The organism is Streptomyces olivaceus (genome assembly GCF_000721235.1).
Classification (GTDB): Bacteria; Actinomycetota; Actinomycetes; order Streptomycetales; family Streptomycetaceae; genus Streptomyces; species Streptomyces olivaceus.
On sequence record NZ_JOFH01000003.1, the window covers coordinates 75,109 to 98,544 of the forward strand.

19 protein-coding genes are annotated in these 23,436 nt (G+C 73.9%); 10 read left to right on the forward strand and 9 right to left on the reverse strand.

The genetic code is table 11. The annotated features are described in order from the left end of the window. Positions 1 to 67: 67 nt before the first annotated feature. The 6 genes from IG94_RS0104860 (at position 68) to IG94_RS0104885 (ending at position 5,490) form a co-directional block, all read left to right on the forward strand. Positions 68 to 1,069 carry a hypothetical protein gene (locus tag IG94_RS0104860; RefSeq protein ID WP_078892162.1) on the forward strand — a complete coding sequence of 334 codons (1,002 nt, stop codon included), beginning with the start codon at positions 68 to 70 and terminating at the stop codon, positions 1,067 to 1,069. Between the two features lie 258 nt (positions 1,070 to 1,327). After that, a complete protein-coding gene (locus IG94_RS0104865) occupies positions 1,328 to 2,221 on the forward strand; it encodes a hypothetical protein (RefSeq protein WP_031031537.1) in 894 nt (297 codons plus the stop codon). 64 nt (positions 2,222 to 2,285) lie between these two features. Continuing rightward, positions 2,286 to 3,149 carry a DMT family transporter gene (locus IG94_RS0104870; RefSeq protein WP_031031540.1) on the forward strand — a complete coding sequence of 288 codons (864 nt, stop codon included), beginning with the start codon at positions 2,286 to 2,288 and terminating at the stop codon, positions 3,147 to 3,149. Between the two features lie 182 nt (positions 3,150 to 3,331). Continuing rightward, on the forward strand, positions 3,332 to 4,081 hold the full coding sequence (locus tag IG94_RS0104875; RefSeq protein WP_224326425.1) for a GntR family transcriptional regulator: 750 nt from the start codon (positions 3,332 to 3,334) through the stop codon (positions 4,079 to 4,081). Positions 4,082 to 4,130: 49 nt separating this feature from the next. After that, positions 4,131 to 4,895 carry a sulfite exporter TauE/SafE family protein gene (locus tag IG94_RS0104880; RefSeq protein ID WP_031031546.1) on the forward strand — a complete coding sequence of 255 codons (765 nt, stop codon included), beginning with the start codon at positions 4,131 to 4,133 and terminating at the stop codon, positions 4,893 to 4,895. Positions 4,896 to 5,031: 136 nt separating this feature from the next. Continuing rightward, entirely contained in the window at positions 5,032 to 5,490 is a 459-nt protein-coding gene (locus IG94_RS0104885) for a hypothetical protein (protein WP_031031549.1), read from the forward strand. On the opposite strand, the gene IG94_RS0104890 is transcribed toward IG94_RS0104885, so the two are convergent. Together IG94_RS0104890 and IG94_RS0104895 are read right to left on the reverse strand one after the other, a co-directional pair. Continuing rightward, positions 5,472 to 7,883 carry a glycoside hydrolase family 65 protein gene (locus IG94_RS0104890; protein WP_031031550.1) on the reverse strand — a complete coding sequence of 804 codons (2,412 nt, stop codon included), beginning with the start codon at positions 7,881 to 7,883 and terminating at the stop codon, positions 5,472 to 5,474. The two genes, IG94_RS0104885 and IG94_RS0104890, sit on opposite strands and share 19 nt — an antisense overlap. Then, positions 7,880 to 10,270 (reverse strand): phosphoketolase family protein, encoded by a 2,391-nt coding sequence (locus tag IG94_RS0104895; protein ID WP_031031554.1) that lies wholly within the window; start codon positions 10,268 to 10,270, stop codon positions 7,880 to 7,882. The genes IG94_RS0104890 and IG94_RS0104895 overlap by 4 nt, the downstream gene beginning before the upstream one ends. Positions 10,271 to 10,604: 334 nt before the next feature. On the opposite strand from IG94_RS0104895, the gene IG94_RS0104900 reads away from it, so the two are divergent. Further along, positions 10,605 to 11,279 (forward strand): TetR/AcrR family transcriptional regulator, encoded by a 675-nt coding sequence (locus IG94_RS0104900; protein ID WP_031031556.1) that lies wholly within the window; start codon positions 10,605 to 10,607, stop codon positions 11,277 to 11,279. 93 nt (positions 11,280 to 11,372) lie between these two features. Next, the gene (locus IG94_RS0104905) at positions 11,373 to 12,944 is read left to right on the forward strand and encodes an MDR family MFS transporter (RefSeq protein WP_211269655.1); all 1,572 of its coding nucleotides are present in this window, start codon (positions 11,373 to 11,375) and stop codon (positions 12,942 to 12,944) included. A 90-nt stretch (positions 12,945 to 13,034) separates the two neighbouring features. On the opposite strand, the gene IG94_RS0104910 is transcribed toward IG94_RS0104905, so the two are convergent. From IG94_RS0104910 to IG94_RS0104940, 7 genes are all read right to left on the reverse strand, one after another. Then, positions 13,035 to 14,057, reverse strand: coding sequence for a twin-arginine translocation signal domain-containing protein (locus IG94_RS0104910; protein WP_031031560.1), 1,023 nt, complete (start codon positions 14,055 to 14,057; stop codon positions 13,035 to 13,037). A 50-nt stretch (positions 14,058 to 14,107) separates the two neighbouring features. Continuing rightward, entirely contained in the window at positions 14,108 to 15,388 is a 1,281-nt protein-coding gene (locus IG94_RS0104915) for a TRAP transporter large permease subunit (RefSeq protein WP_031031563.1), read from the reverse strand. A gap of 3 nt (positions 15,389 to 15,391) precedes the next feature. Further along, complete coding sequence (locus tag IG94_RS0104920) at positions 15,392 to 16,012, reverse strand: hypothetical protein (RefSeq protein WP_031031565.1); 621 nt, start codon at positions 16,010 to 16,012, stop codon at positions 15,392 to 15,394. Next, entirely contained in the window at positions 16,009 to 18,138 is a 2,130-nt protein-coding gene (locus IG94_RS0104925; RefSeq protein WP_031031567.1) for a hydantoinase/oxoprolinase family protein, read from the reverse strand. Before IG94_RS0104925 ends, IG94_RS0104920 begins: the two co-directional genes overlap by 4 nt. A gap of 101 nt (positions 18,139 to 18,239) precedes the next feature. Further along, positions 18,240 to 19,838, reverse strand: a complete 1,599-nt coding sequence (locus IG94_RS0104930) for an FAD-dependent oxidoreductase (RefSeq protein WP_031031570.1) — start codon at positions 19,836 to 19,838, stop codon at positions 18,240 to 18,242. 91 nt (positions 19,839 to 19,929) lie between these two features. Beyond that, positions 19,930 to 21,036, reverse strand: coding sequence for a LacI family DNA-binding transcriptional regulator (locus IG94_RS0104935; protein WP_031031573.1), 1,107 nt, complete (start codon positions 21,034 to 21,036; stop codon positions 19,930 to 19,932). 209 nt (positions 21,037 to 21,245) lie between these two features. Continuing rightward, the gene (locus IG94_RS0104940; protein WP_031031575.1) at positions 21,246 to 21,758 is read right to left on the reverse strand and encodes a GNAT family N-acetyltransferase; all 513 of its coding nucleotides are present in this window, start codon (positions 21,756 to 21,758) and stop codon (positions 21,246 to 21,248) included. Between the two features lie 304 nt (positions 21,759 to 22,062). Between IG94_RS0104940 and IG94_RS0104945 the strand changes: the two genes are divergently transcribed. Both IG94_RS0104945 and IG94_RS0104950 read left to right on the forward strand, forming a co-directional pair. Further along, a complete protein-coding gene (locus IG94_RS0104945; protein WP_031031578.1) occupies positions 22,063 to 22,647 on the forward strand; it encodes a sigma-70 family RNA polymerase sigma factor in 585 nt (194 codons plus the stop codon). Beyond that, complete coding sequence (locus IG94_RS0104950) at positions 22,647 to 23,399, forward strand: anti-sigma factor (RefSeq protein ID WP_031031581.1); 753 nt, start codon at positions 22,647 to 22,649, stop codon at positions 23,397 to 23,399. Before IG94_RS0104945 ends, IG94_RS0104950 begins: the two co-directional genes overlap by 1 nt. The last annotated feature ends 37 nt before the right edge of the window (positions 23,400 to 23,436 follow it).

Here is a 23,436-nt window from a genome sequence, read left to right on the forward strand (position 1 = left end):
GGCGTGGGTGGCGGCCGGGCAGGAGCGACAGCGGAGGCAGCGGGCCACGGAGGGCAGGCGGAGGAGCATGGAGCGCAGGAGGAGCGGGCACGGCCGGGACACCGGCGGCCACGACACCGAGAAGGCCGAGCCGGTCGAGACGGCGCAGACGGCGGAGACGGCAGAGTCGGTCGAGGCAGTCCTGAGTGAGCTCTACTCGGCGCCGCCCGGCGAGTTCGTCCCCCGCCGCGAGGAGCGCGCCGCCGCGGCCAGGACGGCGGGCCGCAAGGAGGACGCCCGCCGGATCCACGCCGCCCGCAGGCCCACGCTCGCGGCCTGGGCGGCGAACCTGCTGGCCCGCTCCCGGCGGGAAGAGGCCCGGCGGTTCCTGGAGCTGGGGCAGGCACTGCGCGAGGCACACCGCACCCTGGACGCCGCGGGACTCAGGGAACTCTCCGGGCAGCGCCGGCGCATCGTCGCCGCCCTGTCCCGGCAGGCCGCCGAACTGGCCAGTGAGGCCGGGCACCGGTTGTCACCGGCGGCGCAGCGGGAGGTCGAGTCGACCCTGCGCGCGGTGCTCGCCGATTCCGGCGCCGCCGACGAATGGGCCGCGGGGCGCCTGGCCGTGTCCCTGGTCCCGCCCTCCGAGTTCCCGGCGGACTCCGCCCTCGGCGCCACCCCGGCCGCCGCCGAGCCCCGCGGGCCGGCGCCCCGGCCGAAGTCCTCCCGGCGCGCCTCTGCCGCCGGCGACGAACTGGCCGAACGGCGCGGCAGACGGCGGGAGGAGCTCGCGCGGGCCCGGCAGCAGGCGGAACGGGCCGAGCGGCGACTGCGGGACGGGCAGGCCGCGAAGGCGGAGGCGGAAGTGTCGCTGCGCCGGGCGGAGCAGCGACGGGACCGGGCCCGCGAGACGGTGAACTCCGCCGAGGAGCGGCTGCGCACGGCACACGAGGAACTGGGCCGGGTGGAGCGGGAGCACCAGGAGACGGCGGAACAGGGCCGCAGGGCCGCCGAGGAGGTGACCGCGGCCGAGCAGGAGTCACGTACGGCGTCGCGCCGAGTGGACCGACTGGCCTCCCGCGTCGGGTAGTACACCACCGCCGGAACGTTGGAGGCGGCCAACTGCGCGCGTACGTCTCCGAGTTCGCATACCCATGGAGCGAGGGCGGGGGCGCGGGGCCACCCCGGTGCGGGTGACCACCGACCCCCAAGTCCCGAACACACGCTCGGGGGTTGCGGCGGCACATACCCCGAGAGCGGCCATACGTGGTATACCGGCTCGGCAGCGAAGAGTCGCACATGAAGCACTGTCCGTCTGCCTTCACGGCCGCGAATCGAGGAGCCACACATGTCCGAGAGCACGACCCAGTCCGCCACCGAACTCGCCTCGCAGTACAGCACCCGGGTGACCGACGACCTGGAGCGCAACGTCAAGGAGCAGGAACGTGTGAGCACCGAAATCACGGACTTGCAGCGGCAGTTGGCCGCACTGCAGCACGACCACGCCCTTCTCGTGAACATGCAGCAGGCGCTGGGCATCACTGCCCCGCCGGCCCAGTCGGTCACCGCGCCCGACTCTCCGGACGAGGCGGCCACCGTGCCCGCGCCGCGTGACGGCGCGCCCACCGGAACGGCCGCGGGCAAGCGCTCGCGCTCCAGGAAGGCCGCCTCCTCGGCCAAGCGCACCACCACTCCCAAGCCCTCCGCCGGAAAGCCCTCCGCCGGGAAGTCGGCCACCACAAAGCCGGCTGTCGGAAAGCCGGCTGCCGCAAAGGCGTCGAAGCCGGCCGCGACGACGACGGCCAAGGCGACCGCCAAGACTGCCGGGCCGGCCGCCAAGTCCGATGCGCGGACGTCCGCCAAGACCACCGGGAAGCCCGCGAAGCCGGCCGTCAAGAACACCAAGGCGCCCAAGGCCGCCAGGACCGCGGCGAAGCCCGCCGCCAGGACGGCGCAGGCCGCGGACAGGCCGACCCTGGTCGAGCTGGTGCGCCACCACCTCGCCGGACAGAGCGAGCCGCGCTCCGCGGCCGAGGTCACCACGGCCCTGGGCGGGACCCACCCCGAACGCACCGTCAAGACCACGGTCGTGCGCACCACTCTCGAGGGGCTCGTCGCCCGGAACCAGGCCCAGCGTTCGAAGCAGGGCACCTCGGTCTACTACACCGCCGCCGACGCCCCCGATGCGAACCAGAAGCAGCAGGCCCCGGCCGGCGGACCGGCCGGGCAGAGCGACAACTGAGCGCACCTGCTCCCCGGACGCGGTGCGGCGCGCGGCCGGGGGCGATCGGGGTGAGTATCGGTGGATGGTCTATCTGCTGCCGGTGCTCTTCGCACTCCTCGCCGCGTTCAGCAACGCACTGGCCACCGTGCTCCAGCGCCGTGCCGCGCTGAGTGTGCCGCAGTCCCAGGGGTTCCGCCCGGGGCTCGTCCTCGACCTGTTGCGGCGGCCGGTGTGGCTCGGCGGCATGCTGGCCGTGGTGGTGGCCGGCGTGGGGCAGGCGGTGGCGCTGGCGACGGGGCCGTTGTCACTCGTGCAGCCCCTGTTCGTGCTGGAACTCCCGCTGGCCCTGCTGCTGGCCTCGCTGCTGACCGGCAACCGGCTGCCGGAGGCGATGTGGCTCGCCGTCGGCGGGGTGGTGGTCGGGCTCGGCGTCGCGCTGGCCTCGGCGGCGCCGGACGGCGGCGCGGCAAACGTGCCGCTGGACCGCTGGGTGCCCGCGCTCGCGGCCTGCGGCGGAGTCACGGTACTGCTGGCGGGGGCCGGTCTGCGGCGGCCCGTCGGCAAGGCCCGCGCCGGTTGCCTCGGCGCGGCCACCGCGGTGTGCTACGCGCTGACGGCCGGTCTGATGAAGGACTCCATGCAGGTCCTGGACTCCGACGGCGTCGTCGGCTTCCTGACCGCGTGGCAGACGTACGGTTTCGCGGTGGCCGGCGTGTGTGCCGTGCTCCTGCTGGAGCACGCCATGCAGGGCGGCCCGCTCGTCGCGTCCCAGCCCGCCCTCACCCTGGGCGACGCGACGGTGAGCCTCCTGCTCGGTGTGGTCCTGTACCGCGAGGACGTGCGGGGCCACTGGTGGGTCGTGCCGCAGTTGCTGGGCGTGGCGCTGATCGTCGTGGGCGTCCTGCATCTGGCCCGGCGCGGCGTGGATCTGCGCACCGCGCAGTGAGGCCTCCCGCGCAGTGAGGCGCACCGCGCAGTGAGGCGTCCCGTGCCCCCGGCGGGCGGCGGACCGGTGACCGGGTGGCGCACCGGCCGGTGCTCCGAGTGAATCCGCAGGTCAGACGTTTACGCAGGTCAGGCAGGGTGGCGTAACGTCGGCGAAACATGGTTCGGGCTACCGTGGGTGGCATGGACCACCACGGGGGACGGCCGCGCGCCGAGCGGGCCCGGCAACTGGCCGACGTGCTGCGGCAGCAGATCACGGACGGCGGTTTCCCGGGTGGCGCGCTGCCGGACGAGCGGGTGCTCGGCGCTCGCTTCGCCGCGTCGCGCAACGCCGTGCGTCAGGCCCTGGCCTTGCTGCGCCAGGAGGGTCTGATCACCCGGCGGCGCGGGGTGGGCACGAGCGTGGTGCTGCCGAAGTACGGTCACGGCCTGGACCGGCTGACCGGGCTGGCCGAGGAACTGACCGGCCGCGGCACCGTGACCAACGAGGTCCGGGTCGCCGAGGAGGTGCCCGTCCTGCCCGCCGCCATCGCCGCCCGCCTCGAAGTGCCGGCCGGGGCGGGCGGCGTCCGCGTGGAACGGCTGCGCCGGCTGGACGGGCTGCCGCTGTCGCTGGACACCAGTTACCTGACCGCGGACATCGGTCGCACGGTGCTCACCGGCGACCTGGCGGCCCGGGACGTGTTCGGCCTGATCGAGGAGGCCGCAGGCGTCCGGCTCGGGCGGGCCGAGGTGACCGTGCACGCGGTCGGCGCCGATCCGGACACGGCGGGACTGCTGGGAATCGGCGCCGGGGCGGCGGTCTTCGCCCTGGAGCGGCTGACCCGGCTGGCGGACGGGCGGCCGGTGGACGTGGAGTCGGTCCGCGTCCGCGCGGACCGCATGACGCTGCGCGCCACCCTGTACCGGGACGGACCGCGGGCCACCGCCTGACCCCGTCCCCCGCCCGTACGCCCGCGACGCGGGTGAGAGGAGGCCGGCGATGGCCGGTTCGAGTGCGACCGTGCTGATCTCCCTCGGTCTGCTGGGGCTGGTCGGCGGAATCGGCATCACGGCCGTCGGGCCGGGCGGTGTGCTGCCCACGATCGGCCTGTTCGCCCTCACCTCCCTGAGCCCCGCGCAGGTGGCCGGGACGGCCGTCGTCACCCATGTCGCCACCGGGGCCCTGGCCACCGCCGCCTACACCCGGTCGGGGCAACTGCGCGAGCCCGCGACACGGCGCACGGCGGTGGTGCTGTCACTGGCCGCGCTGGCCGGCACGCCGCTCGGCGTCCTGATCAACTCCTACGTGTCGAAGCGGGTGTTCGGGGTCGCGCTCGGGGTGCTCGTGGCGGGCGCGGCGGGTCTCGTGCTGCTCCGTGAGCGCCGCGCCGCGGCTGTGCCGAGGGCGCATCCGTCCACGCCGACGCTGGCCGCGCTGGGGTTCTCGGTGGCCGTCGCCGCGGGGATCGTCGGCATCGGCGGACCGATGCTCACCGTCCCGCTGCTGGTCGCGCTGGGCGTACCCGTGCTGGAGTCGCTCGCGGCGGCGCAGGCGCAGTCCGTCGTCGTCGCCGGGGTGGGGACGCTGGGGTACGTGGCCCAGGGTGCGGTCGACTGGCCGCTGGCCGCGCTGGTCGGCGTCCCCGAGCTGGCCGGGGTGCTCCTCGGCTGGCGGATCGCGCGGTCGCTGCCCGCGCGCCATCTGAAGTACGCCCTGGTCACGACGTTGTTCGCGCTGGCCCCATACCTCGCCCTGCACGGCTGACCCCGTCGCGGCCCCACGCACCCCGGTGTGCGGGGCGCTGCTCCGTACGAGTGGTGCGTTCGGGGACGCGGCCGTACGGTCGGTACGGGGAGACGGGAAGCGGAGACAAGCGACCCCGAGACGGCCGGGAGCAGACATGGTCAGGAACCCGATGAGGGCAGCGGTCACACTCTGTGCCGCCGCCGCGCTCGCAGCACCCCTGGGCACGGCCTTCGCCGCACCGTCGGCGTCGTCCGCGGCGCGGACCCAGCAGACGCAGGACCCGGTCGTCGTCGACTGCGCCGGGCAGTCGCAGATCGGCCCCGGGGCGTATGTGCTCGCCTGCGGGGACGGCAACAGCCGCCTGGTCTCCCTGCAGTGGTACCGCTGGGACGCCACCGCCGCGGTGGGCCGGGGCACCAACGCCGTCAACGACTGCGACCCGTACTGCGCCGCCGGTGCCTTCCACTCCTACCCGGTGCGGGTGCGGCTCGACATGCCGACCGCCGGGGAACAGGGCGCGGGCCAGCGGCACTTCACGCGGCTGACGCTCACCTACACCGACGGCGCGCCGGAGGGGTCGCCCCGCACGGTGACCTACCCCCTGCCCGGCTGACGGGCCGGTCGGTCCGGCAGCACGAGCCGGCACGTGTCGCCCGGCTGGAGGCGCACCTCGCGGTCCGGCAGCCTGATGTCGATCGGCAGCGGGCCGGCCGCGGGCACGGCGATCTCCAGCCGGCCGTGCTCCAGCCGGAACCGCACGCCCCAGTGGCCCTGGTAACGGACGGAGAACCCGTACGACGACAGCTCCGGCAGCGGCACCGGGTCGAGGCACAGGGCGCCCCCGCGGGTCTCCAGGCCGGTCAGGCCACGCTGGACGAGGTCGAGGGTGCCCGCCATGGCGCCGAGGTGGATGCCCTCGCCGGTGGTGCCGCCCTGGAGGTCGGCGACGTCGCCCTTGAGCGCCTCCTGGACGTACGACCAGGCCTCCGCGCGCCGGGCGCGGGCCAGGATCCAGCCGTGGACGAGTCCGCTGAGGGTGGACCCGTGACTGGTGCGGGCGAGGTAGTGGTCGACCGTGCGCTGCCAGGTCGGCTCGTCCAGGCGGTACCCCAACCGGTCGAAGAGGGAGCGCAGTTCGGCCGGGGAGAACAGGTGGCCCAGCATCAGGACGTCGGCCTGTTTGGATGCCCGGTAGTTGTTGACGCTGTCGTTCTCGGCCTCCAGGAGGCGGTCCAGGCGCCGGATGTCGCCGTACCGCTCGCGGTAGCCCTGCCAGTCGAGTTCGGCGAGTTCGCCGTAGCCCTCGAACTGGCTGACGACACCGTCGTGGAAGGGGACGTGAAGGGTGCGGGAGACACTGTCCCACTGCTCCAGCTCCGCCTCGCCCAGGGCGGTGCGCTCGACGAGTTCGCGGCGGCGGGGTTCGGGCAGCCGGCCGAGGACGTCGAGGGCGCGGGCCAGGACCCAGGCGGCGGTGACGTTGGTGTAGGCGTTGTCGTCCAGGCCCGGCCGGTCGGCGCCGGGGTAGGCGTCGTGGTACTCGTCGGGGCCGACGACGCCCCGGATGCGGTGCCGCCCCGACTGCTCGTCCCAGGTGGCGGAGTCGGCCCAGAAGCGGGCGATCTGCAGCAGCATCTCGGCGCCCTTGGTGTGCAGGAACTCGGTGTCGCCGCTGGTCTCGCAGTACTGCCACACGTTGTACGCGATCGCCGACCCCACGTGGTGCTGGAGGCGCGAGTGGTCGGGGAGCCAGCGGCCCGAGCGCGGATTGAGGTGCAGTCGCTGGGTCTCCTCGCGCCCGTCGCTGCCGCTCTGCCAGGGGTACAGCGCGCCGCGCCTGCCGATCGCGCGGGCCGCCGAGCCCGCTCTCTCCAGACGGCGGTGCCGGTAGTGGAGCAGGGCCCGGGAGACCTCGGGGAAGTGCAGGTTCAGGTAGGGCAGGACGAACAGTTCGTCCCAGAAGACGTGCCCGCGGTACGCCTCCCCGTGCAGGCCGCGCGCCGGTACGCCCACGTCGAGGTCGGCGGTGTGCGGGGAGAGGGTCTGCAGGACGTGGAAGAGGTGCAGGCGCAGGATGCCGCCCGCCTCGCCGGGGACCTCCAGCTCGGCACGGCGCCACAACTGCCCCCAGGCGCTGCGGTGCCGCTCCAGCAGGTCGTCGAAGGCGGCGGCGCCGGTCACCCGGTCGACGGCGGCCTGCAGCGGGTCGCTGATCGCCGGGTCGCGCGAGGTGTGCAGGGCGACGGTCTTGTCGACGGTGAGGGTGCGGCCGGGCTCGGCGCGCAGGGCCGTGCGCTGGGTGACGCACAGGTGCTCGCGCGCCGCGGTGACCGGCGCGCCGGCGGTGGTGCGGGCCGCCATGCCGACACGGATGTCCGAGGTGCGGGTGCGGCAGCGCAGCCACACCGTGCCGTCGCCGGCGTCGCCGGTGTGCACGTGGGTGAGGTGGCGGCCGTCGAGGTCCCGGTAGCGCGCCACCCCTGAGTTGGTGACCCCGCCGTCGAGGGACGCCTCCACCTCCAGATCGGCCGGTCCGCCCTCGACGGTGAACTCCGTGCGCAGGGCGGCGAGGTGGGGATCGGCCATGTGCACCAGGCGCAGCTGGCGGACGGACAGCACGCGTCCCGCGTCGAGCCGGAAGCCGGTGCGGCGCTCCAGCAGCCCCGAGTCCAGGTGCACGGTCTGCCGGTGGTCGAGCACCTCGGAGGTGTCCGGCGTCAGCCAGTCCCCTCCGGCGGCCCGGAAGCGCACCGGCAGCCAGTTGGGGAGGTTGACCATGTCCTCGTTCTCGACGTGCCGCACCTCGCGCCCGGCGACGGCGGAGGTGAGCCGGTTGTAGCAGCCTGCCGCGTAGGTGCCCGGATAGTGCGTGTCGTCCGCGGCGCACTCGGGCAGGGCGCCGCGGGTGGCGAAGTAGCCGTTGCCGAGGGTGCACAGCGACTCCCTCAGCCGCTCCTCGGCGGGGTCGTAGTCGTCGTAGTCCCAGGTCGTCGGGGTCGCGGTCACCGCGAGCCGTCCCAGCTCCAGTCGGCGATCTCGGGCATGTCCACGCCGTGTTCGCGGATCCAGTCGTGGTGCCGGAGCCGGGCGTCCTCCATCCGCTGCCGTACGGCGGCGGCGCGCACGGCGAGGCCGGGCACCCGGTCGATCACGTCCATGACGAGGCGGTAGCGGTCCATGTCGTTGCCGAGCACCATGTCGAACGGGGTGGTGGTGGTCCCGATCTCCTTGTAGCCGCGCACGTGCAGGTGCGCGTGGCCGGTGCGGCGGTAGGCGAGCCGGTGGATCAGCCAGGGGTAACCGTGGTAGGCGAAGACGACCGGCTTGTCGGGGGTGAACAGGCCGTCGTACTCGAAGTCGGTCATGCCGTGCGGGTGTTCGCCGCTGGGCAGCAGGCGGGCGATGTCCACCACGTTGACCACGCGCAGGGCGAGCCCGGGCAGGTGGTGGCGGACCAACTGGGCCGCGGCCAGCACCTCCTGGGTCGGTACGTCGCCCGCGCAGGCGAGCACCACGTCGGGTTCGCGGCTGCCGTCCTCTGTCCCGGCCCAGTCCCAGATGCCGGCGCCGCGCGCGCAGTGGGCCTTCGCCTCGTCCATGGACAGCCAGTCGAAGCAGGGCTGCTTGCCGGCGACGATCACGTTGACGTAGTCGCGGCTGCGCAGGGCGTGGTCGGCGACGGAGAGCAGCGTGTTGGCGTCCGGCGGCAGGTAGACCCGTACGGCCTCGGGGCTCTTGTTCAGGATGTGGTCGACGAAGCCGGGGTCCTGGTGGGAGAAGCCGTTGTGGTCCTGGCGCCACACGTGGGAGGTGAGCAGGTAGTTGAGGGAGGCGATGGGCGCCCGCCAGGGCAGCCGGCGGGTGACGCGCAGCCATTTGACGTGCTGGTTGACCATCGAGTCGACGATGTGGACGAAGGCCTCGTAGCAGGAGAACAGTCCGTGGCGGCCGGTCAGGAGGTAGCCCTCCAGCCAGCCCTGACAGGTGTGTTCGGAGAGGATCTCCATCACGCGGCCGTGCCGGTCGAGGTCCTCGTCGACGGGCAGCGTCCGTTCCTGCCAGGCCTTGCCGCTGGCGGCGTAGACGGCCTGGAGGCGGTTGGAGGCGGTTTCGTCGGGGCCGACGAGCCGGAAGTCGCGCCGGCCGGCGGTGGCGTCCATGACGTCCCGGAGCAGGTCGCCGAGGACCCGGGTGGGCTCGTGCGTGCTCGCGCCGGGGCTGTCGACCGGCACGGCGTACTCGTCCGGGTCGGGCAGGGGCAGCTCGCGCAGGAGGAGGCCGCCGTTGGCGTAGGGGGTGGCGCCCAGGCGGCGCGCGCCCTCGGGGACGGCGGCGAGGACGGCGGGGCGCGGCGCTCCGGCGTCGTCGAACAGCTCCTCGGGCCGGTAGGAGCGCAGCCACTGCTCCAGTTGCGCGAGGTGGTCCCGGTCGGTCCGTACGGCGGGCAGCGGGACCTGGTGGGCACGCCAGGTGTTCTCCACGGGCACGCCGTCGACCTCGGCGGGGCCGGTCCAGCCCTTCGGGGTGCGCAGGACGATCACCGGCCAGCGGCCCCGGTCGGTGGCCCCGTCCTCGCGGGCGGCCCGCTGGAGGGCGGCGATGCGGTCCAGGGCGGTGTCCGTGGCGCGGGCCATGTCCCGGTGGACGGCGGCCGGGTCGTCGCCGGTGACGTGGAGCGGGTCGTGGCCGTAGCCGCGCAGGAGCGCGTCGAGTTCGGCCTCGGGGAGGCGGGCCAGGACGGTCGGGTTGGCGATCTTGTAGCCGTTGAGGTGCAGGATCGGCAGGACGGCGCCGTCGTGGACGGGGTCGAGGAACTTGTTGGAGTGCCAGGACGTGGCCAGCGGGCCGGTCTCCGCCTCGCCGTCGCCGATCACACAGGCGACCACGAGGCCGGGGTGGTCGAAGGCGGCCCCGTAGGCGTGCGACAGCGCGTAGCCGAGTTCGCCGCCCTCGTGGATGGAGCCCGGCGTCTCGGGCGCGACGTGGCTCGGCACGCCGCCGGGGAAGGAGAACTGCCTGAACAGCCGGGCCATGCCCGCGGCGTCCCTGGTGACGTCCGGGTAGGTCTCGCTGTACGACCCCTCCAGCCAGGCGTTGGCCAGGACGGCGGGGCCGCCGTGTCCGGGGCCCCAGACGCAGAGGGCGTCGAGGCCGCGTGCCTTGATCACCCGGTTGAGGTGGGTGTGGACCAGGTTGAGACCCGGTGAGGTGCCCCAGTGGCCTAGCAGACGCGGCTTGACGTGTTCGGGGCGCAGCGGCTCGGCGAGCAGGGGGTTGTCCATCAGGTAGATCTGACCGACGGAGAGGTAGTTCGCGGCGCGCCAGTGGGCGTCCAGTCCGGCGAGCTCCTCGTCGGTGAGCCCGGTGGACGGCTGCTGCGGGTCGGCGGACATCGGGGGTCCTTCCGGTCGGGACAGCGGTCGGGCGGCAGGGGCGCGGGACGCGCGGGGCCCGTGCACATCCCAACCCTGCGGGGACCGGCCGGGTACCCGAGAGGGCCGTTCGGGTCACGTCGGGGCCCGGACGGCCCCCTGCGGACGTGGCGACAAGGCACGGCCGCCACCGGCGCCGACCCCGGTGCCGACCGTGCCGGCGCGGCGGGTACCCCAACTTCGCCGTCGTACACAGGAATTGATCGGTTGTCTCGACTTCGGTCCCGGGTGGCGGACGAAACGCCCCGCTTGATCACTCCCGGTCAATTTTGCATGCCGTGCATCTTTGCATACCATGCAACTTATGTTGGAGAAAGGTGCCGCGGGAGGCGGGCTGCGAGAGCAGAAGAAGCGGGCCACGCGTGCCGCCCTCGCCGAGGCCGCGGTGCACCTCGCCGCCGAGCACGGGGCGGAGAAGGTCACCGTCGAGGCGATCAGCGCCGCCGCCGGAGTCTCCGTGCGTACCTTCTTCAACTACTTCGACAGCCGCGACGACGCCTTCGTGGTCATCGACGAGGACGCGGGCGCACGCATGCGGCGCGCCGTGCTCGACGCGCCGGCCGAACTCTCCCCGCTGGAAGTCCTGCGCGAGGCCATGGCGGCGGAACTGGCCGAGGTGGAGCAGCAGCACGAACTGTGGCGGCTGCACGCCGAGGTCCTGCACGCCTCACCGCACCTGCTGGCCCGCGGTCTCGGGGCCCACATGGCGGCCGAGGCGGACCTGGCCGCGGCCATCGCCGAACGCCTGCGCGGAGCGGACCGCGCGGGCGGTGCGGACGGCCCGGGCGGTGCGGACGGCGCCGGTCCCAGGGCCGGGCTCTACCCGCGGCTGCTGGCCGCGGTGGCGGGCGCCGCGGTGCGCACCAGTGTGGACCACTGGTCCGCCCACCAGGAGGAAGCCGACTTTCTGGACGTCTTCCGCGAGGTCTTCACCCTCCTCGCCGCCGGTCTCCCGGCACCCTCCGCGTAGCCTCCGCGCCGGGCTCGCGACCCACCGGACCACTCACACGAAAGAGATGCCGTGACCGCTGCACAGGCGCCCGCCGACGCGCCTCCCACCTCCATGACCCACCGGCAGATACTCCAGGCCATGTCGGGCCTGATGGCCGGCATGTTCGTCGCGATCCTCGCCGGTACCGTCGTGGCCAACGCGCTGCCGACGATCATCGCCGACCTGGGCGCCAGCCAGTCGTCCTACACCTGGGTCGTCACCTCCGAGCTGCTGGCGATGACCGCGACGGTGCCCCTGTGGGGCAAGCTGTCCGACCTCTTCAACAAGAAGCTGCTGCTCCAGCTGTCGCTGGGCATGTTCGTGGTCGGGTCGCTGCTGGCCGGCTTCTCGCACGGGGTCGGACTGCTGATCTTCAGCCGGGTCGTGCAGGGCATCGGCGCGGGTGGTCTGACCGCCCTCGCGCAGGTCGTGATGGCCTCCGTCATCCCGCCCCGCCAGCTGGGCAGGTACGCCGGCATCTTCGGTGCCGTCTTCGCCGTGGGCACCGTGGCCGGGCCGCTGGTCGGCGGCGTCATGGTGGACACCTCGTGGCTGGGCTGGCGCTGGTGCTTCTTCATCGGCGTGCCGTTCGCGCTGCTCGCCATCGCCCTGCTGCAGCGCACGCTGCGCATGCCGACCACCCGGCGCGAGGTGCGCATCGACTGGCTCGGCGCCTTCCTGATCGTCGCCGGTGTCTGCGCCCTGCTGATCTGGGTGTCCCTGGCGGGCAACGAGTTCGACTGGGCGTCCTGGCAGACGGCCGCGCTCGCGGGCGGCGGCGTGCTGCTGCTGGTCGCCGCGGTCTTCGTCGAGGCCCGTACCTCCGAGCCGGTCGTCCCGCTCGACATCTTCAGGAACCGCACGGTCACGCTGACCACCGTCGCCAGCCTCCTGGTCGGTGTCGCCATGTTCGGCGGGACCGTCTTCCTCTCGCAGTACTTCCAGGTCTCGCTGGGCAAGTCGCCGACCGTCGCGGGTCTGATGAGCCTGCCGATGATCCTCGGTCTGCTGGTGTCCTCCACCGTCGCCGGGCAGGTCATCAGCCGCACCGGCAAGTGGAAGCGGTACCTGGTGGCGGGCGCGGTGATCATGGCGGTCGGCCTCGCGCTGCTGGCCACGATCGACGCGAGGACCGACTTCGGCCTGCTCAGCCTCTACATGGCCGTCCTGGGTGTCGGCGTCGGCATGCTGATGCAGAACCTGGTGCTGGCCGCCCAGAACGACGTGCCCGCCGCCGACCTGGGCGCCGCGACCTCCGTGCTGTCCTTCTTCCGCAGCATGGGCGGCACCATCGGCGTCAGCGTCCTGGGCGCGATCCTCGCCAACCGGGTCGCCGACGAGATGACCAAGGGCCTCAGCGACGCCGGCATCACCGTGCCGGGCGGCGGTGGCTCGGGCGAGAGCAGCGTCCCGGACATGGCCACGCTGCCCGCCCCGATGCGCTCGATCGTCGAGCACGCCTACGGTGTCGCCACAGCCGACCTGTTCCTGATCGCGACGCCGTTCGCGGTGCTCGCGCTGGTCGCCGTCGTCTTCATCAAGGAGAAGCCGCTGAAGACCACCAGCGGCATGGAGCGCCTGGCCGAGGAGTCCGGCGAGGACCTCGCCGGACAGGCCGACAAGGACCCGGCGCCCGTCGCCTGAGGCACCCGGCAACAGCGGGGGCCCGTCCGTCCGTAGGGACGGGCGGGCCCCCGCTGTCGTGCCCGGCGGCGGACCGGGCCGCCGGTCGGGTCAGCCCCGGGCCATCGCGATCGAACCGGCCAGGCGCTCCCCCGCCTCGTAGATCATGTAGGGGACGCCGCGGTCCGTGCCGAAGGACGGCGAGGCGGAACGGCCGTTCTCCGGTGCGGAACTCCGGGAGTTGTAGAACACTCCGAGGTGCTCGCGGCGGGAGAAGTCGTTGCCGACCTCGGTGATCATCAGGTCGCCGCCGCTCTCCTTGTCCTTGTTGTAGACGACGTACGTGCTGTTGTTCCGGTGCAGCAGGTGCGGGCCGCCCACGTTGACGGCGCCGACATCGCCGTGGCGCACCAGCGGCTCCTGGGAGAAGGTCCAGTCGCGGCCGTCCGCGGACCAGCCCCAGCCGATGTCCCGGTGGTCGGACTTGTTGTTCATCATGAACACCATGACGTAGTGGGCGCCGCGCGAGGGCAGTTCGTGCGGGAAGACCCGCGCGTACGAGGTCTCGGTGGTGCCGGACGGCAGCATCGAGGTGCTCAGCACGACCTTGTCGTACGTGAAGTCGACGCCGTTGGCGGAACGGGCCAGCCTGGTCGTGGTGTTCTCGCCGTGGAAGTACAGCCACATCTCCTTGCGCCCCGCGTGCCACATCACGTGCGGCGAGGAGACGTGGCTGACCGAGTAGTGCGGCGACCACTTGTTGGAGACGATCGGGTTGTGCGGGTACTCCGTGAAGGGGCCCTCCAGCGAGTCGCCGTAGGCCAGGCAGATGCCGCCGGGGGCGTCGTGCGGGGCGTAGTAGAGGTAGTAGCGGCCGAGCCGGCCGCTCGCGGGCAGCCGGTCGTAGACGCCCCGTACGGTCGGGAAGATGATCTCGCCGGTGGGGTTGTAGGCGAGCTGGGACGGGGTCAGCAGGGTGCGGACGTAGGTGTAGTCGGGGAACCCGCCGGGCGCGGCGGAGGCGGTGGGTACGGCGGTGGCGGTGGGTACGGCGGTGGCGCCCAGCGTGAGAGCGGCGCCGGTGGCGGCCGTGCCCTTCAGGAACAGTCGGCGGTCGAGGTGCGGCTCGTGCATGTCGACTCCTGGAGAGGTCTGGAGAGATCTGGAGAGATGGAGGGGGAAGGTCACACGTACAGGGCGGCGGTGACGCACATGCCGCCCAGGGCGACCAGCCAGACGTAGGGCAGGGTGCGGAGCATGACCTGCTGCGGGCTGACGCCCGCGTACTGCGCGGCCCACACGGTCTGGGTGCTGGTCGGGTCGGCGACGCCGAAGACCTGGTTGTAGGAGGTGGCCATGCCCAGGACGGCGACGGCCGGGTAGATGCCGGTGGCGATGAGGACGCCCGCGATGCCCGCGCCGAGGCCGAACACGTTCAGCGGACCGCGGTAGAGGCACAGCGGCACCAGCAGGGTGAAGACGATGACGAACAGCACCGGGTTCTGCGGGCTGACCGCCTTCATCAGCGGCTCCAGGGCGTCCACCGCGCCGGGCAGCTTGACGGCCGCCAGCAGGATGCCGATCGCCACGAACAGGGCGAGCGGCGGCGCGGCCACCTCGAAGCCGCCGTACAGGGTGCGCAGCAGCCGCTTGTTCATCTCGCCGGGCCGGGTGGTGGTGACCAGCGCGTAGAGCACGCCGGCCAGCATCGAGGGGATGATGGCCACGTCCAGGCCGAGGGCCAGGACCAGCGGGACCACGGGGGCGAGCAGCGCGTACCAGGGCGCGTCGCCGAGGCGTTCGCGGCGCGGGGCCGGACGCGCGGAGACGGACTTGAGCGACCAGGCGTGCTCGGTGCCGCGCCGCCGGTTCTCGATGACGACGTAGGCGACCGCGGCGACCAGGGCGAACGGGAACAGCTTCACCATGAAGCCGCGCACGGTGTCGACCGGCAGGTCGAGGGCGGTGGAGAAGAACTGCCAGACGGGCAGTTCGAAGGGGACGCCGACCGCGATGCCCATCAGCACGGTGCCCGCGGCCGTCACCTTCGGCACGCCGACGGCGACCATGGCGGGGATGCCGATGATGCCGGCCAGCATCGCGGCGGGCGCCGAGCCGGTGACGGTGCCGACGAGCGCGGAGACGGCGAGCACCCCGAGGGCGACGACGGTGGGCCGGTCGCCGCCGAACTCGACGATCTTGCGGACGAGGGTGCCCGCGATGCCGGTCTCGTCGAGGAGCTTGCCCAGCCAGGAGCCGAGGATGATGGCGACCATCGTCGCCGCGAGCGCCGGGGCGCCCTCCTGGAGCACCGTGTCCAGGACGCTGTTCTCGCCGGTCAGGGGTGCGCCGGAGAGGAAGGCGATGACCACGGCGAGCAGGACCAGCGCGAAGGCGGTGGGGAGCTTGCGGGTGAGCATCGCGGCGACGCCGGCCGCCATGACGAGGAGGATGACGACACCCATGGGTCAGTTCTCTCTTCTTGCGTCACGTGCAGGTGGTGGGGTGGTTCCGCTCCCGGCCTCGGCCTCGGCGGCCAGGGCGGCGGTCAGCAGCAGGGGGCTGCGGCCGAGTCCGCAGACGGTACGGGCGTAGGCGTGCGCGGCCACCTCCTCCGCGCCGGCGACGTGGCCGGGTACGCGCAGCCGGCCCAGGCGCAGGGCGCTGTGCCCGAGGGCGTGTTTCAGGGCGGCCTTCGCGGGGCCGTGGTGGAGGTGGACGTGCACCGCCTCGTGGGCGAGGGCGGCGGCCCGCACGGAACCGGGCGGGTACCAGTGGCGCCAGCCGCGGGCGTCGACGGTCCGTTCGGCGAGTTCGATCGTGTCGGTGAACAGCTCGACCGTGGGAGGTCTGGAGCCGTAGCGGGCCAGCAGCCCGAGTTCGAGCCCGCCCTCGCTCTCCACGACCCGGGCGGTGCACGCGACGGGCGCGAGGGCGGCGCCGAACGCGTCGGCCGCCCGAGCCCACCGGCGCAGCAGTTCCGGGTCGCGGTGCTCGTGGGTCGGGGTGGCGGCCAGCAGCCGCACGGCCCAGCCGAGGTCGTCGGTGGCGGCGAGGTCGGCCGCCACCGGGGCCTGTGACGCGCTCATTCGCGCACCTCCAGTACGGCGACCACCGGCTCGTCGGCGGCACGGGAGCGCAGTTCGCTGCGGGCCAGGGCGAGCAGCGGCTGCGGGTCCAGTACGCCGGAGAGGTCGGCGATGCGGGAGCCGAGCAGCAGCCGCACGGCGGGGGCGCGGACGCCTCCGTCGCCGTAGGAGGTGTGCTCGGCGACCAGCTTCGCCAGCACCTCGGGGGCGCCGGCGACGGTGGTGGCCTCGACCCGGGCGTCGGTGGCGTGGTGCCGTACGACGCCGTCCGCGTCGACGACCCGCACCGGGTGCCGGACGGGCCGGAACCGGCGGCGGACCTCGGTGCCGTAGACGGTGTGCGCGGGGGTGCCGGCGACCACCCGCACGTCCGCCGGGTCGGTCTTCAGGCTGGCGGCGGCCAGGCGCAGGCGCTCGGCGTCGTCGGCCCGGTGGGAGCGGTCCTGGGTGCGCAGTTCGGTGGCGCCGGTGGCGACGGCGCGCACGACGTTGGTCTGCGGGTCGACGGTGACCTCGACCTCGACGCCGTCGGCGGCGGCGCCCTGCTGGACCACGGCGCGTTCGGCCTCGGCGCGCACGGCGAGGATCTGCTCCTGGGTGGCGCCGGGCACGATCCGCTCGACCTGCTCGCGGACCAGGGCGAGGGCGACACCGATGGGGCTGATGACCTCGGCGTGCTGCGCGATGCGGCCGGTCATGCCGGTGCGGGCGGCCAGGTGGGGGGTGACGGACGCGGCGCCGCCGCCCCCGCCGACCAGGACGGCGGTGTCGGTGTCGAGGCGGTACTCGCGCACGAGGTCGTCCACGGCGGACTTCACCCGGTCGGTGCCGGCGTCCAGGAGCCGGGCGGCGGCGGTGGGCACGTCGGTGCCCAGGGCGGCGGCGAGCGGGGCCAGCGCGGCGCGGGCGGTCTCCGGGTCGGCGTGGGCGAAGTCGCCCTCGGGGGCCAGGCCGAGGGCGTTGGCGGCGCAGGTCATGGTGAGCGCGAACCGGCCGCCGGCCGCGTCGAGCACGGCGTAGTCGGCGGGGTCGCCGGGCAGCGGGCTGATCGTGGTCAGCCTCGCGTCCCGCAGGTCGGCCGGCTCGGCGTAGCAGGCGTACGGCAGCCCGGCGATGTGCGCGCTGCGCGGTCCGGTGCCGGTGACCCGGCCGCCCGAGACGCGGACCATGGAGCCGCCGCCCACGCCGACGGTGCGGACGTCCAGGGCGTTGAGGTAGGAGCTCTGCCCGAGCAGGACCGCGTGCCGTACCGCGACCTTGCCGCGTCTGACGACGCTGATGTCGGTGGAGGTGCCGCCGGTCTCCAGGAACACGCCCTCGCTGACGCGCTCCTGCATCAGCGCGCCGGCGACCCCGGCGGCCGGCCCGGACAGCACCGTGAGCAGGGGCCTGCGGCGCATCTCGTCCAGCGACATCACTCCCCCGTCGCAGCGCATCACCATCAGCGGCGCGGTGACCCCGGCCTTGGTGATGGAGGCGTCGACGAGGTCGGCGGTGGCCAGCATCCGGGGCAGGATCGCCGCGTTGACGACGGCGGTGCGGGTGCGCTTGCGCAGCCCGTACAGGGAGGTGATCTCGTGCGCGGCGGTGGTCGGCAGGCCGGTGGCGCGGGCCGCGTCGGCGACCGCCTCCTCGCCCTCGGGCCGGTCGACGCCGAAGGGCTCGCTGGCCACCAGGGCCTGGGCGCCGGACTCCGTGAGCCGTTCGACGGCGGCCCGGACGGCGGGGGCGTCGTCGGGGTCGGCCACGTGCGCGTAGTGCAGCGGCAGCCGCTTGCCGGGGGTGAGTTCGAGCTTGGCCAGGGTGGCGAGCCGGCGGGTGAAGTACGTTCCGCCGCCGGTGCCGATGCCGAGCAGGCCGACGGTGGCGACGTCGCCCTCCAGCAGGGCGTTGGTAGCCTGTGTCGTGCCGTGCGCCAGGAACGCGACGTCGGCGGGTGCGTGTCCGGTCTGCTTCAGCAGCCGGTCGAGCGCCTCGACGATGCCGTGCGCGACGCCGTCCTCGTGATGGTGGCTCGTGGGTACCTTCACCTGGCCCACGAGCCTGAGCGTCGTGGCGTCGACCGCCACGGCGTCGGTGAAGGTTCCGCCCACGTCGATGCCGACGCGGATGCGGTGGGTGGTCATGTCCGGGCACCTCCTTGTGCTGGGTCGGTCCGCACGCGGGCGGTCACCGGGCGGGGCAGGTGGTGCTGCCCCGCCCGAACTCTCCTCGCGCGCGGGGTCGTTCAGTAGCCCCTGACGTCGGGCCAGTGACGTTCCACGCCGGCGCGGTCGAGGACCTTGGCGAACTCGTCGTACCGCTTGTCCTCGGCCTGCACCTGGTGCGGCTCCACGTTCTCGGCGAGGCAGTGGGCGGCGAGGGCTCCGGCGACCTCGCCGATGTTCCACTCCACCGGGTGCAGGCGGTAGCAGCCGTTGGTGATGTGCGTGGTGCCGAGGTTCTTGCCGGCCGGCAGCAGGTTGCGCACCCGGCGGGGCACGAGGGCGCCGAGCGGTATCTCGAAGGGCACGGAGCCGATGTCGACGTAGCCGTCGCCGCCGGTGGACGGGTGCAGGTCGATGCGGTAGTTGCCGACGCCCACGGAGTCCCGGTGGCGGGTGCGGCCGTACGGGCCGATCAGGTCGATGGCCACGTCGTGCTCGGTGACGGTGGTGACCGCCTTGATCCGCCGGGACTCGCGCACGTACGCCGCCTTGGCGAGGCCGTCCTCGGTGCCGGTGACGTCGGGCCGCAGCCGCAGCCCCGGGAACCCGGTGCCGCCGTCGGTGCGGGGCGCCTCGGTCTGCAGCCAGTACAGCACCGACAGGGACAACTGCCGTGCCTCGCGCAGGGCTTCGGCCTCCTGGCCGATGTAGGGCTTCAGCCAGTAGTCGTTCAGGGGCCAGTTGACGAGGGTGATGTCGGAGTCGAAGGCGCCGTCGCTGTGCAGCTTGCGGGCGAGGATGCGGCGGAAGCCCCACAGTTCCTTGTCGCCCGCGTCGGCGCTCTGGTCGGCGTTGACGGCCAGCGGGTCGAGGTCGGGGTTGGGTTCGAAGGTGCGCGGCACCGGTTCCAGGGTGCGCGGGTCGGGGGCCTCGAAGCCGAGCAGCGGGCCGGGCCAGAACTCGGGCTTGTAGTCGCGCCAGAAGTCGTAGTCGGCGGGGCGGTCGACGGTGTGGTCCTCGCCCTCGTGGTGGGAGAGCGCGAAGCAGACGGTGATGCCCTGCTGGTTGCCCGGCTGGGCCTGCTCGGGGGCGTGGGGTTCGTCGAACTCGGCGCGGGACTCGGCGCCGTTGACGTGCTCGACACCGGCGAGGTGGAGCAGTTCGCCGGTCTCGGTGGCGTCCAGGACGTACCGGGCGGGGACGGTGCGGCGGGTCCCGTCGCGGAGGTTCTCCAGAGTGACGGCACGTACGGTGTCGCTGTCGGCCTCGGCGGCCACCGGGCGGTGCTCGGTGAGGACCGTGAGCCGCCCGGCCGCCCGGTGCGGGGCGAGCATGCCCTCCAGGACGGCGAGGGCGACGCGGGGCTCGTGGCAGAGCTTGCTGACCCGGCCCGCGCCGGGGTTGAGGCGGGTGAGCGCGGCGGCCTCGGCGCGCAGCGGGTACCACTGGCGGTAGTACTGGCGGATGCCCTCGCGCAGCCGCCGGTAGGTGGCGGTGGTGCCGAACTGCTCGACCCACGGGTGCTCGTCGGGCGGCACGGCCTGGCTGGTGAGCTGGCCGCCGATCCAGTCCGTCTCCTCGGTCAGGACGACGCTGCGGCCGGCCCGGCAGGCGGCGAGGGCGGCGGCGACGCCGCCGAGGCCGCCACCGACGACGAGGATGTCGGGTTCCGGTATCACGCTGCTCCTTCTGGTGGTGCGGTTGGTACGGGGGTGAGGTCGGTACGGGGTGTGCGGTCCTGGAGTCGGTGCGGTCGGTACGGGGGTGTGTTCAGGGGGTGGCCGGTGGTCCCGCGGTGGTGCCCGGCCGGAAGGCGCAGGCGACGAGCGTGCCCGCGGCCGGGCCGCCGCCGATCCGGGCGGCGAGCAGCCGCACGGCCTCGGCGCCCAGGGCGGGGCGCGGGATGTCGAAGCCCATCGGCACCGGTCCGTCCGCGAGGTCGGCGGGCGGGCTGCCGAGCAGCGCGAGGGACACCTGGCCGGGGCAGTCCAGGCCCGCCGCGTCGACGGCGGCGCGCAGGGCACGCCAGGCGGCGCCGGTGTCGGTCTCCTCGGCGACGAAGGCACTCACGCCGTCGGCGAGCCAGGCCCGGACCCGGTCGGCGGTCAGGTCGCGACGCGGGTCGCCGCTGCGGAAGACGGCGTCGGGGCCGCCGGGCAGGCCGCTCGCCGCGAGACCGTCCAGGAAGCCGCGTTCACGGTCGGCGGACGCGGGCGCGTCGTCGTCCTCGCGGACCAGCAGGACCCGGCGGTGGCCGAGTCCGGCGAGCGCGGTGACGACCTCGCGGCTGGCGCTGACGTAGTCGGCACCGACCCAGGCGAGGCCCTCCGGTTCGTCGTGCCGGCCGACGTGGACGACGGGGAAGCCGTCGGCGACCAGTCGGCTCAGCTCGTCCGAGGGGGCGTGGCGGCCCAGGAAGAGGCAGCCGTCGGCCAGGCGCACGCGGTTGAGCGCGCCGGTGCCGCCGGCCCCCGCTCCCCCGGTGCTCGACCCGGTGAACAGCACCAGGTCGTACCCCTGGGCGGCGGCCTCCTGCTCCACGCCGACGAGGAACGGGTAGTACGAGTGCCGGACGTCGGTCGGGAAGGTCGCGGTGAAGCTGAAGACGCCGAGCAGGTTGTTGCGGGCGGCGGCGAGCCGGCTGGCGGCCGGGTCGGGGACGTAGCCGAGGCTGCGGGCGGCGTCCAGGACCTTGGCCCGGGTCGGTGCCGAGATCGGCCGCCCGGTCGCGATGTCGCGCCCGGAGAGCACCAGGGACACCGTCGCCTGTGAGACTCCCGCGAGCCTGGCGACCTCCGCCTGCCTCGGCCGGCCCCGCCGGTCGGCCGGCGCGGGCGCTCTGCCCGGTCGCGCCCGCCCTGCGGCTTCCTTCGCCACCGCTGCTCCTCTCTGCCGCGTCCCTCGCGCCCGCTCCGGGGCGCCGCCCGGTCGCACCGCTCGGGTCGCGACCGCTCGTGTTAATGCGCATTACCTCATGCGCATTAACGAGTAATGTGAAGGACTACGGGCGCGGGGTCAAGGGTTTGCGCCGAAGAAGACGCACCGTGGCGGCGGGACGGTCGCCCGCCGCCACGGTGCGTGCCGGATCAGATGCCGAACGGCGCCGCGTACCGGACGGTGCCCGCGGGCAGCGGGTGGGCGGCGTCCAGGGTGAGGGCCATCAGCGCCTCGTCCGGGACGTCGACGGTCAGCCCGATGCCGTGGGCGGATGCCCGGGTGAAGCCGAAGCGCGGGTAGTACTCGGGGTGGCCGAGGACGACGACGTGGCGCTCGCCGAGCCGCCCGGCCGCGTCCAGCGCGGCCCGTACGGCGGCCGTGCCGGCGCCGCCGCGCTGCCGCTCGGGACGTACCGCGACGGGGGCCAGGCACAGCGCCGGGCGGTCCCCGATGTGGCAGCGGGTCAGCAGGGCGTGGCCCACGGGGCGGTCGGAGTCGTCCACCGCGACGAGGGACAGCCCCTCGATCCACGCCCCGGGGTCGGCGCGCAGGGCGTCGACGAGGGCGGCCTCCTCGGGGGTGGGAAAGGCCGCGGTGACGATGTCGCGGACGACGGGGATGTCGGCGCCGGTCTCGGCGCGGGTGTTCCAGGTGCGGGACATGACGGGACGAGGATCCCTTCCGGGGTGCGTTCTGCGGGAAGCGGGGTCAGGAGGCCGCTCGGGACGCGAGGGAGACCCGGGCGCCACGAGGGGCGGCTGCGCGCACGGTCATCGACCTCACCTCCCTTTTCGATTCCCTGAACGCGAACGGTGGCCAGTGTACCGGCGGCTCCGCCGGGAAGAAGGGCGTCCGGCGAGGTCACCCCGCGTATCGTGCCTGTCCGGCGACCAATCCGCGGACCGTGCGGCCCCGGATTACGCGGGGACACCCCTGCCCCGTCGCACTCATCTTGGAGAAACCACCGTGAAGGAAGCCGTACACATCGGCAGAAATCCATCGTCCCAGCCAGATTTGCAGCAGCTGATGCGTGAGGTGGCCCTGGGCGATCAGGACTCCTTCGCCGCGGTCTACGACGCCGTGGCCGGCTCCGTGCTCGGCGTCGCCCGGGGGGTGCTGCGCGACCAGGCGCAGTCGGAGGAGGTGGCGCAGGAGGTGCTGGTCGAGGTGTGGCGCACGGCGCCCCGCTACCGGCCCGATCGCGGCACCGTGGTCAACTGGATCCTGACGCTGGCCCACCGGCGGGCCGTGGACCGGGTGCGGTCGGTGGAGGCCGCCGCGGCCCGCGACCACAAGGCCGCCCTGCTCGACCGCACGCCCGAGTACGACGAGGTGACCGAACAGGTCGAGACCCGCCTCGAACGGGAGCAGGTGCGGCGCTGTCTGCGCACCCTGACCGACATCCAGCGCCAGTCCGTCACCCTGGCCTACTACCGCGGCCTGACCTACCGGCAGGTGGCAGAGTCGCTCGCGCTGCCGCTCGGCACGGTCAAGACGCGGCTGCGTGACGGTCTCATCCGGCTCCGCGACTGCCTGGGGGTGAGCGCGTGATGCGCACCGAGGACCTGCACAGCCTGACGGGCGCCTACGCCCTGCACGCGCTGCCCGACGACGAGCGGGACGCCTTCGAACGCCATCTGGCGGGCTGCGCCACCTGCGATCAGGAGACCCGGGAGTTCGCCGCCGCGACGGCCCGGCTGGGACTGGCCGAGACCCTGTCGCCGGGGCCGGTCCTCAAGGACCGCGTGCTGCACCGCATCACCACCGTGCGCCAGGTCCCGCCGGACGGCGGCACGGCGGCGAAGGCCCGCCGCGCCGCGCCCCGCGGACGCGGCCTGGCCCGGTGGGCGCTGGCCGCCTGCCTGGCCGCCGCTGCGGGCCTCGGCGGCACGGCGGTGTGGCAGTACGAACGCGCCCAGGACGCCGGGGAACGGGCGACGCAGGCCGAGCAGCGGGCCGAGACCCTCGCGGGGGTGCTGGCCGCGCCGGACGCCGAGTCCCGTACGGCACGGCTGTCCGACGGGGCGAGCGGGACGCTGGTGGTCTCCGCGGACCGGGACCGGGCGGTCTTCCTGGCCTCGGGCATGGCCGAGCCGCCGCAGGGCTCGGTCTATCAGCTCTGGTTCGACGACCACGGCACGATGCGCTCGGCGGGCCTGATGGATCCCGGCAGCACCAGTCAGGCGGTGCTGATGGAGGGGGCCGTCGACGGTGCGGCGGGCGTGGGCATCACGGTCGAACCGGCCGGCGGGTCGGACCAGCCGACCTCCGACCCGATCGCGCTGCTGAGCATGCCGGCCTGAAGCCGGTCCGAAAGGGGTGAGGGCCCGGCCCTCACCC